Origin of the sequence: Gordonia heveisoli (assembly GCF_030315745.1) — a bacterium.
Classification (GTDB): Bacteria; Actinomycetota; Actinomycetes; order Mycobacteriales; family Mycobacteriaceae; genus Gordonia.
Genome location: NZ_JASXSH010000002.1, coordinates 59,738 through 73,003 on the forward strand (window position 1 = coordinate 59,738; position 13,266 = coordinate 73,003).

A 13,266-nucleotide genomic window follows, 5' to 3' on the forward strand; every position below is an offset into this window, starting at 1 on the left:
GGATCGGCTGCCGGACGTTCGACCGACCGGCAACCCTTACAGACTAGCCGTCCGGACCAAACCGCCATGACTACCCTGGTCGTGATGTCCGACCTGATCACGGCCCGCGGCCCCCGCACGCACCTCGCCGCCCCGATCGCGACCTTCATCGCCGTGTTGCTGCTGCTGAGCGGGTGCACGTCGTCGACGGAGCAGTCGCCGGAGCTGCGCGCGCCCGCCCCACCGCTGGCCGCGGTCAGCCCCGATGCACTCGCCAACGCCGTCACGCTCGGCGCGCTGATGCGGCATCTGCGCGCCCTCGAGACGATCGCCGAGGACCACGGCGGCAACCGCGCCGCGGGCACACCCGGCTACGACGCCTCACTCGACTATGTGGCCGGACAGTTGCGGCAGGCGGGATTCGCGGTCAGCACACCGACTTTCGACTACACCCGGTTCTCCGTCGGCCCGGTCTCCCTGCGCTCGGACGCCTCCGTGATCGACGCCGCCGCGGTGCTGGAGTACAGCCCGGGCACCGCGGGGACGACGATCACCGCTCCGCCGGCCACGATCGACGGGCTGGGCTGCACCGTCGCCGACTATCCCGCGCGGACACGCGGTGCGATCGCGGTGGTCACCCGCGGCACCTGCACCTTCGTCGCCAAGGCGCGTGCCGCGCAGCAGGCCGGGGCACGTGCACTGATCGTCGTCAACGACACCGGCGACCGGTTGTTCGGCGGCACCCTGGGCGTCGACAACGGTCTGTCGATCCCCGTCGTTGGGGTGACCCGGCCGGCCGGTGACCAGTTGCGCACCGCCACCTCGGTGGAGCTACGGGTGGTCGCCGAGTCCACCCGGATCACCTCACGCAACCTGATCGCGGAGACCACCACCGGGAGTCCCGACAATGTGGTGATGGCCGGCGCCCACCTGGACAGTGTTCCGGCCGGTCCCGGCATCAACGACAACGGCACCGGCACGGCGGCCGTTCTGGAGACCGCGCTGCGCCTGGGTCCCGCACCGAAGGTCGGACAGCGGGTACGGTTCGCCTTCTGGGGTGCCGAAGAGGACGGTCTCATCGGCTCCACCCGCTACGTGGCCTCCCTCGACGCCGCCGCGCTGCGGCAGATCGCGCTGTACCTCAACTTCGACATGCTCGGCTCACCGAACGCCGGCTACCTCACCTACGACGGTGACAACTCCACGCGTGGCGCCCCGAGCCCCGGCCCGCCGGGCTCAGGGGGCATCGAACGCGTCTTCCTCCGCTTCTTCACCACCTTCGGTCCAACACCGATTCCGGTGCAGCCCACCGCTTTCGACGGACGGTCGGATTACGGTCCGTTCATCGACGCCGGCATCCCGGCCGGCGGTATCGCCGCGGGCGCCGAAGAACGCAAGACCCCCGAACAGGCCCGCTTCTGGGGCGGCGAGGCGGGCAAACCCTTCGACCCCAACTATCACTCCGCAGCCGACACCGTGGCCAACGTGAACACTGCGGCGTTCGCCGTCAACGCGGCGGCGGTGGCCTATGCCGTGGGCACCTATGCGATCTCGATCGGTGGCCCCGACGGGGTCCCGGGACCCGACGGCCGCGACCATCACGTCCCGGTCTCCTGACCTCCGTCGGCCACCGCACCGACGAGGTGACCGTGATTGAAAATCGTTTCCGTTAGAATGATGGGGACCCCCACCGGCACCGGTGACGAAAGGAACGCGATGCCCAACCACGAAACGTCGGACCCGTCGTCGCGTTCGGCCGCCGCCGACCTGCTCCGCGCGCTCGCCTCGCCGACGCGGATCTCCATCGTGTTGTCGCTGTCCACCGAAGCCAAATGCGTTCACGAACTCGTCGGTGAGCTCGAACTGAGCCAACCGCTGGTCAGCCAGCACCTACGCGTCCTCAAGGATGCCGGTGTCGTCCGCGGCCAGCGCAACGGCCGGGAGATCCTCTACTCGCTGGTCGACCACCATCTCACCCACATCGTCACCGACGCGCTCGTCCACGTGGCCGAACCGGTGTCGACCACACCGCAGACATCGGATGCGCCGTCCGAGTCGGACCACTGCTCCACCGCCGATACCCGTACCGGCGGTGAGTCGTGACCGATCACGCCACCGGCGAACCCGCCGTCCGACCCGTCACCGGCGTACGTTCCACCCGGCAGCGAGCCGCGATCGCCGACGCCCTCGCCGCGGGCGACGACTTCCGGTCGGCGCAGGAACTCCACGACCAGCTCAAGGCCCGAGGCGAATCCATCGGCCTGACGACCGTGTACCGAAACCTGCAGGCACTCAGCCAGGCCGGACAGATCGACGTGCTCTGGGACGGTTCGGGTGAGACGCGCTACCGACATTGTTCGGCCGGCCATCATCATCACCTGGTGTGCCGATCCTGCGGGACCACCGTCGAAGTGCAGGCCGACCCCGTCGAGAAGTGGGCCGCGCAGGTCGCCGCCGAGCACGGATTCACCGACATCAACCACACCGTCGAGGTGTTCGGCTACTGCAGCGCCTGCCGCTGACCCACCGCACCTGAGCAGACAGCGGGCGCGGATACCACCCGACCTCGCGACAGAGGTCTATTGGTCGCCGACCAGTTTGCGTGCCGCGTCAGCGCCGGCCGAGAGCATGATGTGCAGCACCGTCAGCAGTGGGATGTCCTCGAGTCCATTGACCGGGAAGGTGTAGTACTGCAACACATCTGTGGTCACGCCCAGCGGATCCGAGCGTCGCAGACTCCCGAAGTTCAGTTGCGCGCCGTACTCCTCGACGTCGGTGCGCAGCGATTCGGTGTTGGGTAGATCCAACGCCACCAGCTGAGTGATCGCCAGCATGTCGAGACCGTCGGCGAGGTTGACAACCTGGATCGACGCGCGCGTCGAACCCACCTGGACGACCAGCGATTCGGCATCGACGGCAGTGACCCGGCCAACCTCGGAGAGCAGACGTTCGAGACGAACGGCGAGCGTTTCGGTCACTGTGGATTGACCCCACCGAATCGGCGATCCCGCGCGGCGTACTCCAGGCACGCCGCCCACAGGTCTCGTCGGTCGAAGTCCGGAAACAGCTTCTCCTGATAGACCATTTCCGCGTAGGCCGATTGCCACAACAGGAAATTGGAGATGCGCTGCTCGCCCGATGGCCGCAGGAACAGGTCGACGTCGGGCATATCCGGCTCGTCGAGATAGCGGGCGAAACTCGCCTCGTTGATGCGCTCCGGGTCGATTTCACCACGGGCCGCGCGCCGCGCGATCTCGCGTGCGGCGTCGGCGATCTCGGCGCGGCCACCGTAGTTGACACACATCGTCAGTGTCATCACGGTGTTGTCCTTGGTGAGTTCCTCGGCGATCTCCAGCTCACGAATCACACTGCGCCACAGACGAGGCCGACGTCCCGCCCATCGGACACGGACACCCATCTCGTGCATCTCGTCGCGGCGGCGGCGAATGACGTCACGGTTGAAGCCCATCAGGAAGCGAACCTCGTCCGGACTGCGCGACCAGTTCTCGGTGGAGAAGGCGTACGCGGACAGCCACGACACCCCCATCTCGATACAACCGCACACCGAATCCATGAGCACCGCTTCGCCGCGCTTGTGCCCTTCGGTGCGTGGCAGCCCACGGTCGGTCGCCCAGCGCCCGTTGCCGTCCATCACCAAAGCCACATGCTTGGGGACGAATTCGGCCGGAATCGCCGGTGGCCGGGCACCGCTGGGATGCGGATCTGGGGGCCGGATCACCCGGGGCGCATCGGCCGTCGAGCTTCGTCGCCGGGCCGATCCACCTGGCCGTAGCGCCATCAGCCGACTCCTCTCACGCCGTTTCCACCAGCCTATGGGGTGCCGTGCGCTCGATGAGCGGCAGGGTTCGTAGCTGACGCTCCAGATGCCACTGGAGGTGCGCGGCGGTCAGTCCACTCGCCTGTCGTTGCAGGGACGAGCCGGCGTCGACGGTGTGCTCCCACTGTCCACGGAACAGTGCGTCCATCAGATCGAGCACCCCCGGCGAAGGGGTCGCCGAACCGGCCGGGCGGCAGTGCAGGCACACCGCACCACCGGCCGCCACGTGAAAAGCACGATGGGGTCCCGGCGACGCGCAGCGCGCACATTCCTCCAGCGCGGGCATCCATCCCGCACAGTGCATCGCCCGCAGCAGGAAGGCGTCCAGGATCAGTTCGCGGGGCCGACGGTCCTCGGCGAGCGCTGTCAGCGCCCCGACGGTGAGCCGATGCAGTTGCGGCGCCGGGGCACGTTCCTCACCGGCGAGCCGCTCGGCGGTTTCCAGGACTGCGCAGGCCGTGGTGTAACGGCCGTAGTCGGCGACGATCGCATCGGTGAACGCATGCAGGCTGTGCACCTGGGTGATCACATCGAGGTTGCGTCCTGGGTAGAGGTGGACATCGATATGGGCGAAGGGCTCCAGCCGCGCGCCGAATTTCGATCGGGTACGACGGACGCCCTTGGCCACCGCCCGGACCAGTCCGTGTTCGGCGGTGAGCAAGGTGATGATGCGGTCGGCCTCCCCCAGCTTGTGCTGGCGGAGGACGACGGCGTCGTCCCGATAGAACCTCACCCGCTCATTCTTCCACTCGCACCCGACACCGTAGGCACCCGACACGACCGGCATCCGGCAGCACCGGCGATGGCGGTCGCGCTTCGGTCACCCAGCGTTGACGAGCCGGTCCAACTTCGGCGGCAGGATCATCCCGCCCGGGTAGCGATGCCAGCCCTTGCGATCGTAGAACCGCGTGCCCGCCCAGCCGAGCAGTACGCCGATGGCCAGTCCGCCCAGACATTGGATGACCGACCGCCCCAGTCCCGCACCGAGGTCGGCGTCGTAATACAGGATCGACCGCACCCCCAGGTAGACGACGTGCATCGGCTCGACCGCCGCTATCCACTCGAAGATTCGGGGGCTGGCCTCCAGCGGCAGCGTGCCACCCGACGACGGCAGACCGAAGACCACGAAGAACACCAGATTGAGGATCAGCCCGGGGTTGCCGAAGAGCGCCATCATGGTGCTCGCACTGACCCCGACCGCGAAGATCGCGAGTGTGGAGAACGCCCACAGCACGAAGGCGTTCGGCAACGATGTCCCGACCGCCACACACACCACGATGTAGAGCACGGACTGCACCAGCGCGACCAGCAACATGATCACCCACTTGGCGGCCAGTGTCCCCCACCGGGAGATCGCCAGCCTGGCCCGCAGCTGATAAAAGGGACCGAACTCAATCGGGGTCTGCCCCAACATGCCGTCCACCAGGATGCTGACCATCATCGCGCCGGTGAATCCGGCGAGGATCAGCAACAAGGTGAAATAGAAGGCGGACAGGCCGTTGCCCGCGCCCGGCGGCAGTTCGGTGGCCTCGCTGACGGTGACGGCCACCGGAGTCGCCAGCGCGATCTGCGCCGCCCCCGAGAACGGTAGGTTCAATTTGACCAGCTGACCGCGCACTGTGTCGGTGAGCTGCTGCCCCATCTGGGCGTTCACCTGCGCCCGCATCCGGTCGGCGAAGGTGGTGGTCACCGACGAGGCGAAGGTGCCCGAGCCGCGGTTGATATACACGGCGATCGCCGGGGATTCCGGTTTGGCCGGCAGTACGGCCGAACGGCCCAGTGCTACAGCCGAATTGGTGAACCCCGCCTTGATCACCACGATGCCGTACGCCTCACCGGCGGCGAGCTGGTCGAAGGCGGTGGTGCGGTCGGTCCGATGAATCGCGATACCGCTACGGGCCGCCGTCTCGATGATCCCGTCGGCGACCTGGTCGCCGAAGTTCGCCCGGGAACTCTGCCCGTCGCCGGTCTCGACCTCACCACCGGTGTCCTCGTTGACCAGCGCGATCGGGAAGTCGTGCAGATGCTTCTCCGGGTTGACGACCGCACCCATGTACAGGGCGGCCATCAGACAGAACAAGCCGACCACCAGCGCGACCGGTAGCAGCCAGAACCGCGGGGACCCGAGGACTCCGGCGATCGTCCGACCGGCCGCCGCCTCCGGCTCCGGTGCGGCGTGCTCCCCTTCACCGGTCAGGTTCTCGGTGTCGTCGGCACCCTCGTGTTTACCCATCAGAACCCCATTCGGCCCAGCTGTTTGGGATCGCGCTGCCAGTCCTTGGCGACCTTCACATGCAGATCCAGATAGACCTTCACGCCGAGCAGCTTCTCGATCTGGCCCCGGGCGACGGTACCGACCTCTTTGAGACGAGCGCCCTTGCGGCCGATGATGATGCCCTTCTGGCTGTCGCGTTCCACATAGAGGATCGCGTGGACGTCGACCATCGGCGGCTGGTCGGGTCCACGGTCGTCGCGGTCGATGACCTCCTCGATCACCACCGCCAGCGAATGCGGCAGTTCGTCGTGCACACCTTCGAGAGCCGCTTCCCGGATGAACTCGGCCATCAGCACCTGTTCGGGTTCGTCGGTGAGTTCGCCCTCCGGATAGAAGGCCGGACCCGGTTCCATCAGCGAGACCAGCAGGTCGGTGAACACGTCGAGCTGCCTGCCGGTCTTCGCCGACACCGGGACAACCTCCGACGACGGCCCGAGCAGGGCGGACAGCGCCATCAGCTGTTCGGCAACCTTGTCGCGCGACACCCGGTCCAGTTTGGTCACCACCCCGACGACGGTGGTGCGCGGCGCCATCTCCCGCACCTGCGAGATGATCCACCGGTCGCCGGGTCCGATCGCCTCGTCGGCAGGTATGCAGACACAGATGACATCGACTTCGGAGTAGGTGTCGCGGACGAGATCGTTGAGTCGCTTACCGAGCAGAGTGCGGGGACGGTGCAGTCCGGGGGTGTCGACCAGGATCAGCTGCGCGTCCGGGCGGTTGACGATCCCCCGGATGGTGTGGCGGGTGGTCTGCGGCCGGTTCGAGGTGATCGCGATCTTCTCGCCGACCAGCGCATTGGTCAGGGTCGACTTCCCGGTATTCGGGCGGCCGACGAAACAGATGAAGCCGGAACGGAATTCGGGTTCGGTCATGTGGTCGGATCCAGACGTCGAAGGGGTTGACCGGCCAGATCGGTCAGGTAGGCGTAGGCGGCGGGACTGACCTCGCGCAGCGTCGCCAGGCCCGGATCGTCCGGGTCGGCGTTGACCAGCACCGCGGCCTCGAAGCTGCGGGCACCGCTGGCCAGCGCGGTGGCCAGGGCCACCTGCAGACCGGTCAGCTTCAGGGTGGCGGTGTCGACGTCGGCGCCGGCATAGGTGCGGCCGTCACCGTCGCGGACCGCGGCCCCCGACGGCACCTCGGCACGTGCGAGCGCACCCCGCGCCAGCACCACCAACTTCTGGTCCTCGTTGTCGAGTGAATGCGTCACGGACCCCATCTTTTCTGTTGTTCGCTAACTTTTCGGGTGTTCGCTGTCGCGTGTCGAATGTTCGCGGCGGTCATCGGTCTCATCGGCATCGGTGCCCGCGGCGTCGGCGTCCGCCACCCGGCTGACCAGCACAGTGATGATGCGCTGACGACCCTGCCGGTTGGGTCCGCCTTCGGCGACCAGATGCAGGCCGTGTGATCGCACCTGCGCACCCGGCAGCGGCACACGGCCGAGTTCCAGTGCCACCAGACCGCCGACCGTCTCGACTTCGTCGTCGTCGATCTCGACGTCGAACAGTTCGCCGAGATCCTCGACCGGGAGCCGGGCCGAGACCCGGAAGGTGCCGTCACCGAGGTCGTCGACCGGGGCCACCTCGTCGGTGTCGTATTCGTCGGTGATCTCCCCGACGATCTCCTCCAGCACGTCTTCGATGGTCACCAGACCGGCGATACCGCCGTACTCGTCGACGAGCAGCGCCATGTGGTTGCGGGTGCGCTGCATGTCGGCGAGCACCTTGTCCAGCGGCTTGGTGTCGGGGATGAACTCGACGCCCCGCATCAGGTCACGGACCAGCAGTGTGGTGGGTGCGCCGCGCGCGGCCGCCGAGGTGGCCACCAGGTCCTTGAGGTAGACGACACCGAGGATGTCGTCGGTGTTCTCACCGATCACCGGTATCCGCGAATGACCCGACCGCACTGCGAGATTGGTGGCCTGCGAGGCAAGCTTGTCGGACTCGATCCACACCATCTCCGGTCGCGGCACCATGACCTCGCGCGCACTGGTGTCACCGAGGTCGAAGACGGACTGGATCATTCGCCGTTCGCCTTCGGCCACCACCCCGGTCGCCTCGGCCATGTCGACCACTTCACGCAACTCGACCTCGGTGGCGAACGGGCCGTTGCGGTATCCGCGGCCGGGAGTCAGCGCGTTACCGATCAGGATGAGCAGCCGGGTGACCGGCTTCAGCAGGACACCGAGGGCGGTCAGCGGAAGTGCCGAGGCCAGCGCGATCGAATAGGCGTGCTGGCGGCCCAGGGTGCGCGGACCCACACCGACCGCAACATAGGAGACGACCGCCATCCCCAGGATCGTTGCGGTCAGCCCCCAGCCCACACCCCACAGTTCGGTGAGGGTGTAGGCGATCATCGCGACGGCCGCGGTTTCGCAGACCATCCGGAGCAGAACCGCGAGGCCTACGTAGCTGGCCCGCGCGGACAGGATCGTCGACAGCCTGCGGGCGCCGACCCGGCCTTCCTTGACCATGTCGTCCACGCGCGCGATCGATACGGTCGACACCGCTGTGTCGACGGCCGCGAACAGCCCGCCTGCGCAGAGCAGCACGATCGCCGCGACGACGAGCCATATGTCGTCGGGCACGCTCACTGCTCCCCGGGCACCGTGTCCGGTTTCTCGGCCGGGCCGGGCTCGGTCGGGCCGCCGGTGAACCCGATATTCGAGAGCAGTCGCGCATCCCGGTCGGACTGACGCTGTTCCTGCGCCCGCAGATGCCGTTCGGCGTAGAAGGCTTCCAGGATCTCGTTCTGCAACCCGAACATCTCACGCTCTTCGTCGGGTTCGGCATGGTCGAAGCCGAGCAGATGCAGAACCCCGTGGATGGTCAGCATCGACAGCTCGTATTCGAAGGACCGGCGTGCCTCCTTGGCCTGCCGCGCGGCGAACTCGGGGCACAGCACGATGTCGCCGAGGATCGCCGGCCCCGGTTCGGTGGCATCCGGACGCGATCCCGGGACCAGTTCGTCCATCGGGAAGCTCATCACGTCGGTGGGTCCGGGCAGATCCATCCATTGCATGTGCATGTCGGCCATCGCATCCTCGTCGACACACAACACCGACAGCTCGGCCGCGGGGTTGACGTCCATCGCGACCACGGCGAAGGTCGCGGCGTCGATGACGAGCTGAGCCGGAACCTCGACGCCCGACTCGTTGGCGAATTCGATACTCATGAGCGCCGTCCATGTGATGCGGCCCGTCGGGCCGTGCGGTTGCCGGTTTCCTCGGCCCGTCCGTATGCGTCGACGATATCGGCGACCAGCCGGTGCCGCACCACGTCCTGACTGGTCAGTCGCGAAAAGTGAATGTCGTCGATTCCTTCCAGAATCGTTGTCGCCGCAAGCAATCCGCTCCGGTCGCCGCCGGGCAGGTCCACCTGGGTGACGTCGCCGGTGACCACCACCTTCGATCCGAAACCGAGCCGGGTGAGGAACATCTTCATCTGCTCACCGGTGGTGTTCTGCGCCTCGTCGAGGATGATGAAGGCGTCGTTGAGGGTCCGGCCCCGCATATACGCCAGCGGCGCCACCTCGATGACGCCGGCAGCCATCAGCTTCGGGATGGACTCCGGATCGATCATGTCGTGCAGGGCGTCGTACAGCGGGCGCAGATACGGGTCAATCTTCTCGCTGAGCGTGCCGGGCAGGAAGCCCAGCCGCTCGCCCGCCTCCACGGCAGGCCGGGTCAAGATGATCCGGGTGACGTCCTTGGCCTGCAATGCCTGCACGGCCTTCGCCATCGCCAGGTACGTCTTGCCGGTGCCTGCCGGGCCCACCCCGAAGACGATGGTGTTGGCGTCGATGGCATCGACGTACCGCTTCTGGTTGAGCGTCTTGGGCCGGATCGTCTTACCCCGGCGGGAGATGATGTCCAGCGAAAGCACCTCGGCCGGTGACTCGGAGGTGCCCTCGGACAGCATCGACACGCCCTGACGAACGAGGTCCGGGGTCAGCGGAGTACCCCGGCCGACCAGGTCGACGAGTTCCGCGACGACCCGCTCCGAGGCGGCGACGTCGGCGGCCACGCCGGTGAGGGTGATCTGATTGCCGCGGACATGGATGTCGGCGGGCAAGAGTTGTTCGAGCGTGCGGAGATTGACGTCGGTGGCGCCGAGCAGCCCGAATACCATCTCGGGAGAGACTTCGACGGTGGACGTGACCACAGGACGACGCGGTGGCACCGCGTTCGACTGCCCGCTCATGTCGGGGGTGTCGTCAGTCACGTATGAAATCACTCCTGGTCGTCGCATCCGTTGGTCTCACCGAAGCGATTCGGTGGTGCAGGCCAGTGTATCGCGCGAGGCCGACGTGGCCGTAGGCAATAACCGTGCCCACCTCGCTCATACGCCGAGCACCCGCATGGTCTGCCGGTTCCCGACGCTGCGCGGGTCGACGAAGACATCGTGGCCTTCCTCGGGTACGACGATGACCTCTGCGCGCTGCCCGCGGGCACTGACCTGCCGCACGTATTCGCGGCTGACCTCGACGGGGATCGCCGCATCCCGTTCCCCGTGGATCGCCACCACCCGAGCATCGAAGACGGGCGCCGCCATCGGCGAAGCCGCCCGGTAGCGTTCCGGCGCATCCCGATAGAAGGCACCCATCAGGGCGCGCACCGACGGACGATCGGCCTGGCCCGCCCCCACCAGATCCAGGGCGGCAGCCTGGGCGATCACCAGATCGATCCGGCTGCGGGCGGTCCGCGCACCCAGCTGCGCGGCCGACCAGATCGCGAGTTGTCCACCGGCGGAATGCCCGACGACCGCCACCGACGACCAATCCACCCGCGGGGCGACCTCGGCGGACAGGCTCCCGCGGACCGGGTCGTCGAGGGCACGGATCGCGGCGACCACGTCGTTACCGGAGGTGGGCCAGCCGCCGCCCGGTTCCCCGACCCGCCGGTACTCGATATTCCACACCAGCGCACCACGTTCGGCGTACTGGCGGGCGATCGCCGACTGGATGGTCAAGCCGAATTCGGTGGTCCAGTAGCCCCCGTGGACGAGGACGATCGGCCGCATCGTGTCCGGCAGGTCCGCGACATCCGAGGCGTGATAGAGATGGCCGAATTGTGCGGGCGCATCACCGTATTCGATCTTGCTCCGGTGAACTGGGCAGCGGCGCAACATCTCTCAGCGACCCCAGCGTTCGGTGAGTGCGCCGATCGCGCCGAGCGCGACAGCCGCTGCGGTGGAGGTTCGCAGTACCTCCGGGCCGAGGATGACCGAATGCGCGCCGAGTGCGGTGAGATCGGCGACCTCCCCTTCGTCGAGTCCGCCCTCGGGACCGACGACCAGCACGATCGACGGAACCTGCGCCAGGTCCAAAGCACGCAGGGGCCTGCTCGCCTCCTCGTGCAGCACCGCGACGATGCCACCCTCGGCGACCGTGTCGGCACACGATTCACGGACGTCGGTGGTGGTGGCGAGGTCGGTCACGTCGGGGATCCACGGCCTGCGGCTCTGTTTTGCGGCGGCCGCCGCCGCGGCCCGCCACTTGGCGACCCCTTTGTCGGCCTTGCCACTCCAGCGCGCCACACAGCGGGCCGCCTGCCACGGCACGATGACGTCGACACCCGCCTCGGTGGCGAGATCGACGGCCAGTTCCGAACGCTCCGACTTCGGCAGCGCCTGCACCACCGTGACCAGCGGTTGCGGCCGGGGCCGGAAGGTCAGTTCACGGACCGCTGCGACGAGGGTGTCCTTGGACTCGATCGAGGAGACCTGCGCCCCGACCACCGTGCCCGCGCCGTCGCCGACGAATATCCGTTCCCCCACCGCCAGGCGCGTGACAGTCACCGCGTGACGCCCCTCCGCACCACTGAGCACCAGTTCGGCGCCCGGTTCGGGCACGGTGTCGGCCCAGAACAGGGGCGGGCTCAACGTCGGCTCCTACCGTCCGGCGAAAGCGTTGCGCAGCCGGGAGAACAGTCCGCCCGGACCGGCCGCGGTGGCCGTGGAGACGACCTCGATCTGCTCGCCGAAGTCCGCCCGGAGCTTCTTCAGGGCCTCGGTCTGGGCGTTGTCGAGCCGACTCGGCACGACGACGTCGAGGTGGACGTGCAGGGTGCCGCGCACCGTCGAATTCACGTGCGGCATGCCCTGACCACGCAGTTTGACGACCTGGCCGGGCTGGGTGCCGGGTGCGATGGTGACCGTCACCGGATCCCCGATGATCGGATCGATGTCGATCTCGCCACCGAGGGCGGCGTCGATCATCGGCACCTTGAGCGTGCAGTGCAGGTCGTCCTTGTCGCGCATGAAGATCTCGTGCTGGCGTTCGGCGACCTCGACGTACAGGTCGCCGGCCGGACCGCCGCCGGGACCGACCTCACCCTGGCCGGTCAGCCGGACCCGCATACCGCTCTCCACGCCGGCCGGGATTCGCACCGTCATCGTGCGGCGCGTCCGGACACGACCGTCGCCGCCGCATTTGCGGCACGGATCGGGGATGGTCTCGCCGACACCGTGGCAGGTGGGGCATTCTCGCACCGTCATGACCTGGCCGAGGAACGAGCGCTGTACGGCTTGGATCTCACCCGCGCCGTGACAGGTGTCGCAGGTGACCGGCTTGGTGTCACCGTTGGCGCCCGAGCCGGTGCACACGTCGCACAGGATGGCCGTGTCGACGGTGATCTCCTTGTTGACACCCGAGGCGCATTCGGCGAGATCGAGTTCCAGGGACACCAGTGCGGGCTCACCCGGCTGCACCCGCGAGCGCGGTCCGCGTCCCGAACCGAATCCGCCACCGCCACCGAAGGCACCGCCGGACCCGAAGAACGCCTCGAAGACGTCACCGAATCCGCCGCCACCGCCACCGAACCCGCCGAAGCCACCGGCACCGGCGCCGGCGCCGGCGAGCGGATCGCCCCCGGCATCGACGATGCGCCGCTTCTCCGGGTCGCTGAGGACCTCGTAGGCCGCACTGACCTCTTTGAACCGCTCCTCCTCGCCGGGGTTGACGTCGGGGTGCAGTTCGCGTGCCTTCTTGCGGTAGGCGCGTTTGATCTCCTGTTCGCTGGCGTCCTTCGCCACGCCCAGGATTCCGTAGTAATCACGTGCCACGGTGGTAGCGGTCCTTCTCACGTCGTAAATCGAACCGGCCGAGGTCGGGGCCGGGGTGGTTCATCGGTTCAGTGCGTCCGGTCGGCGCTGCCGCGGGTGGGCGGCCA

The 13,266-nt window shown here is 67.7% G+C and carries 15 protein-coding genes; 3 read left to right on the forward strand and 12 right to left on the reverse strand.

The genetic code is table 11. The annotated features are described in order from the left end of the window. Positions 1-84 precede the first annotated feature (84 nt). The 3 genes from QSJ18_RS01940 to QSJ18_RS01950 all read left to right on the forward strand — a co-directional run bounded on the left by QSJ18_RS01940 (position 85) and on the right by QSJ18_RS01950 (position 2,501). Positions 85-1,596, forward strand: coding sequence for a M28 family peptidase (locus QSJ18_RS01940; RefSeq protein WP_286324524.1), 1,512 nt, complete (start codon positions 85-87; stop codon positions 1,594-1,596). Between the two features lie 99 nt (positions 1,597-1,695). Beyond that, entirely contained in the window at positions 1,696-2,082 is a 387-nt protein-coding gene (locus QSJ18_RS01945) for an ArsR/SmtB family transcription factor (protein ID WP_286324525.1), read from the forward strand. Beyond that, positions 2,079-2,501, forward strand: a complete 423-nt coding sequence (locus QSJ18_RS01950; RefSeq protein ID WP_286324526.1) for a Fur family transcriptional regulator — start codon at positions 2,079-2,081, stop codon at positions 2,499-2,501. The genes QSJ18_RS01945 and QSJ18_RS01950 overlap by 4 nt, the downstream gene beginning before the upstream one ends. Positions 2,502-2,558: 57 nt before the next feature. Here QSJ18_RS01950 and QSJ18_RS01955 read toward each other — a convergent pair whose 3' ends face one another. From QSJ18_RS01955 to dnaJ, 12 genes are all read right to left on the reverse strand, one after another. Continuing rightward, positions 2,559-2,957: a hypothetical protein gene (locus QSJ18_RS01955; protein WP_286324527.1), complete on the reverse strand. Its 399-nt coding sequence runs from the start codon at positions 2,955-2,957 to the stop codon at positions 2,559-2,561. Next, entirely contained in the window at positions 2,954-3,778 is an 825-nt protein-coding gene (locus QSJ18_RS01960; RefSeq protein WP_286324528.1) for an isoprenyl transferase, read from the reverse strand. The genes QSJ18_RS01955 and QSJ18_RS01960 overlap by 4 nt, the downstream gene beginning before the upstream one ends. Before the next feature lie 13 nt (positions 3,779-3,791). Further along, a complete protein-coding gene (gene recO / locus QSJ18_RS01965) occupies positions 3,792-4,550 on the reverse strand; it encodes a DNA repair protein RecO (RefSeq protein WP_286324529.1) in 759 nt (252 codons plus the stop codon). Between the two features lie 87 nt (positions 4,551-4,637). Next, positions 4,638-6,050 (reverse strand): YhgE/Pip domain-containing protein, encoded by a 1,413-nt coding sequence (locus QSJ18_RS01970; RefSeq protein ID WP_286324530.1) that lies wholly within the window; start codon positions 6,048-6,050, stop codon positions 4,638-4,640. Next, positions 6,050-6,967 carry a GTPase Era gene (gene era, locus QSJ18_RS01975; RefSeq protein WP_286324531.1) on the reverse strand — a complete coding sequence of 306 codons (918 nt, stop codon included), beginning with the start codon at positions 6,965-6,967 and terminating at the stop codon, positions 6,050-6,052. Before era ends, QSJ18_RS01970 begins: the two co-directional genes overlap by 1 nt. Beyond that, the gene (locus QSJ18_RS01980; RefSeq protein ID WP_286324532.1) at positions 6,964-7,305 is read right to left on the reverse strand and encodes a cytidine/deoxycytidylate deaminase family protein; all 342 of its coding nucleotides are present in this window, start codon (positions 7,303-7,305) and stop codon (positions 6,964-6,966) included. The genes era and QSJ18_RS01980 overlap by 4 nt, the downstream gene beginning before the upstream one ends. 24 nt (positions 7,306-7,329) lie before the next feature. Continuing rightward, positions 7,330-8,682, reverse strand: a complete 1,353-nt coding sequence (locus QSJ18_RS01985; protein ID WP_286324533.1) for a hemolysin family protein — start codon at positions 8,680-8,682, stop codon at positions 7,330-7,332. A 2-nt stretch (positions 8,683-8,684) separates the two neighbouring features. Then, the gene (ybeY, locus tag QSJ18_RS01990) at positions 8,685-9,269 is read right to left on the reverse strand and encodes an rRNA maturation RNase YbeY (RefSeq protein WP_286324534.1); all 585 of its coding nucleotides are present in this window, start codon (positions 9,267-9,269) and stop codon (positions 8,685-8,687) included. Continuing rightward, positions 9,266-10,318, reverse strand: a complete 1,053-nt coding sequence (locus tag QSJ18_RS01995; protein ID WP_286324535.1) for a PhoH family protein — start codon at positions 10,316-10,318, stop codon at positions 9,266-9,268. Before QSJ18_RS01995 ends, ybeY begins: the two co-directional genes overlap by 4 nt. 117 nt (positions 10,319-10,435) lie before the next feature. Next, positions 10,436-11,224 (reverse strand): alpha/beta hydrolase family protein, encoded by a 789-nt coding sequence (locus tag QSJ18_RS02000; RefSeq protein WP_286324536.1) that lies wholly within the window; start codon positions 11,222-11,224, stop codon positions 10,436-10,438. Between the two features lie 3 nt (positions 11,225-11,227). Then, positions 11,228-11,977, reverse strand: a complete 750-nt coding sequence (locus tag QSJ18_RS02005) for a 16S rRNA (uracil(1498)-N(3))-methyltransferase (RefSeq protein WP_286324537.1) — start codon at positions 11,975-11,977, stop codon at positions 11,228-11,230. A 9-nt stretch (positions 11,978-11,986) separates the two neighbouring features. Then, positions 11,987-13,159, reverse strand: a complete 1,173-nt coding sequence (dnaJ, locus tag QSJ18_RS02010; RefSeq protein ID WP_286324538.1) for a molecular chaperone DnaJ — start codon at positions 13,157-13,159, stop codon at positions 11,987-11,989. Between the last annotated feature and the right edge of the window lie 107 nt (positions 13,160-13,266).